Source organism: Massilia eurypsychrophila (genome assembly GCF_002760655.1).
Classification (GTDB): domain Bacteria; phylum Pseudomonadota; class Gammaproteobacteria; order Burkholderiales; family Burkholderiaceae_D; genus JAFCUW01.
On sequence record NZ_PDOC01000070.1, the window covers coordinates 1 to 2,024 of the forward strand.

The 2,024-nt window shown below is 55.6% G+C and carries 3 protein-coding genes; all 3 read right to left on the minus strand.

The window, feature by feature from the left end; genetic code table 11:
* Positions 1–93: 93 nt before the first annotated feature.
* Positions 94–588, minus strand: a complete 495-nt coding sequence (locus tag CR105_RS27325) for a DUF4360 domain-containing protein (protein ID WP_180288338.1) — start codon at positions 586–588, stop codon at positions 94–96.
* A 41-nt stretch (positions 589–629) separates the two neighbouring features.
* Positions 630–1,226: a DUF4360 domain-containing protein gene (locus CR105_RS27330; protein ID WP_099794110.1), complete on the minus strand. Its 597-nt coding sequence runs from the start codon at positions 1,224–1,226 to the stop codon at positions 630–632.
* 444 nt (positions 1,227–1,670) lie between these two features.
* On the minus strand, positions 1,671–2,024 hold a 354-nt coding region (locus CR105_RS27335; protein WP_143752835.1), incomplete at its 5' end, for a DDE-type integrase/transposase/recombinase.

Consider the following 2,024-nt stretch of genomic DNA (forward strand, 5'->3'; position numbering starts at 1 on the left):
CCAGTGTCCGTCGTCCACCTCAATCCGGAAAAGACCATCAGTGATGGCGCCCGAGTAGAGGAAACCGTGCTGCAAAAGAAAGCAGCATAACGACTATATTAGGCGACAACTAGCTTGACGGCCACCGATCTTGACATTGAGCATTGCGGAGGCGCCGCAGCCCACCCGCTTCATCTGACCGGCACCAATATTTTCAGTGAAAAAATAGTCGCCATCCTGGCCTCCCTTGATCTTGCGCCGAAACACCCGACCATGCTGGTTGGCGTGGGGGGCCAGACCATACTGCACGGCCAGAGACGCCTCTTGGGAAGGGGCAATCTTTGCAAAGCCACGGTAGTCAACTTTATAGACGCCAAGCGACATACCTGGCGGCAGGCTCAAGGGATGACTAATCGAGCACACCATACTTTGCGTTGCCGGCTGAGCGCTGGCATTACTGTCGACCTTGAATTGATCAAACAGAACACTGAGCGTGCTGTGATCGGGTGCGACGACGACAGAATAGCTACCCTGGGGACAGCCATCCTGCGCCGCATGGGCGGGCAAGGCCATTGCAGCGCCCACTCCCGCCCCCAGCACGGCCAGCATCCTCCACTTTACGCCCGGCGAGGGGCACTCCAGATTTTTTATCAGCTGCCGCATTTGCGCCACTGCAGTTGGTAAATAATTGCGGCGTTAACGTCCTGCGAGTCGATCGACGACATCGCTTCCCGGTTCCCGGTGGTCTGGACCTTCATGCTCGAATTGGTGCGCAGGTTGACATCGGCGCCACAGCCGGACCATACCATCGACTCGGCCACCAGGTCATTGTTGATCAGGTAATCCTCATCGAGCGCACCGCGAAAACTGCGCTGGAACGACGGGCCCCGGGTGCCGGCAAAAAAATATTCGACGTTAAATTGAGAGGACGACTGGGTTGGCAGACGGTTGAAGCCCCGGTAGTCGATCTTCATGACGGCCACGCTCATCCCTTGGGGGACATGTACAGGTATGGCGATGTTGCAGCTCTTGCGATCAAAACTTTTGCCGGTGTTGCCACCAACAGCGATCTGGTATTTGTCGAACAGGAGGCTCAAGGATTTCGCATCCGGGCTGAGGGTCACTGACACCGAACCGGCAGGGCAACCGGTGCCGCCGTAGCCAGGAGTACCGAGCGAAATATCATCGGCAGCGAATGCGGGCGAGGCACATACAAGGGCAGACAATAAGAAGATTTTTGATTTCATTTTAAACTCCAACGTTAGAAGATCGACAGGGCAAACACCTGCTACAAATGAACTCAAATGTTCACAGGAGGCATGTCTGCAGCGTAATGCCCGCTTGACACTAAGGGTGTATGTTGCCGGTTTCATATGTAAGCATCTGTAAGTACATCAGAGAGGTCCAGGGCGACGACTGTTGACAGGATGACGAACTGCGCAATAGTTGTAATACCTTATAAGTACGCATTCCGGCTTTTTTACGTGCACCCAGGAACACGAAAGTTCGGCATCAGTCGCGAGACTCTTTATCAATATCTGAAACTGGCGCCAGCGGTTTAACCCTGTTTTCCGGTGACTGTTCAGCGTCTATGCAGCGGGCTGGATAGGATTGCCGGCGAAGGCGCGTTGTAGGGTTCTGTCGCGTTGTTGATCAAACGACAGAATTTCCCTAGGACGGCATTGTGCCGCTCAAACCGGACGGACTATTCCTGCCAGCACAGAAAATTGGTCGGCGAACGACATTGCATCAGCGCCGTCGATTGCGAACTGGCCCTTGCGGATCATGTGCATCAGCTCGATGCCGGCGAGCACGGAGCCGGCAGAGCGGAACGATTTGAAGTTGAGCATCGGCCTGGTCACCCGCTTGATGGCGCGATGGTCCTGCTCGACGATGTTGTTGAGGTATTTGACTTGGAGCACCAGGATCGGCACGTCGCGGCCGGCGTTGATCGCATCGATCGCCGCCTTGTTGGCGCCACTCTTGTCCATCGCGACCTTGTCCGGATCGCCGTTCGCTCCCATGGCCTTGTCGAAGAAGCGCTT

Excerpts from the sequence above, each read along its gene's own strand:
- CR105_RS27330 (WP_099794110.1), bottom strand. The coding sequence starts at position 1,226 with ATGAAATCAAAAATCTTCTTATTGTCTGCCCTTGTATGTGCCTCGCCC.
- CR105_RS27325 (WP_180288338.1), bottom strand. The coding sequence starts at position 588 with ATGCTGGCCGTGCTGGGGGCGGGAGTGGGCGCTGCAATGGCCTTGCCC.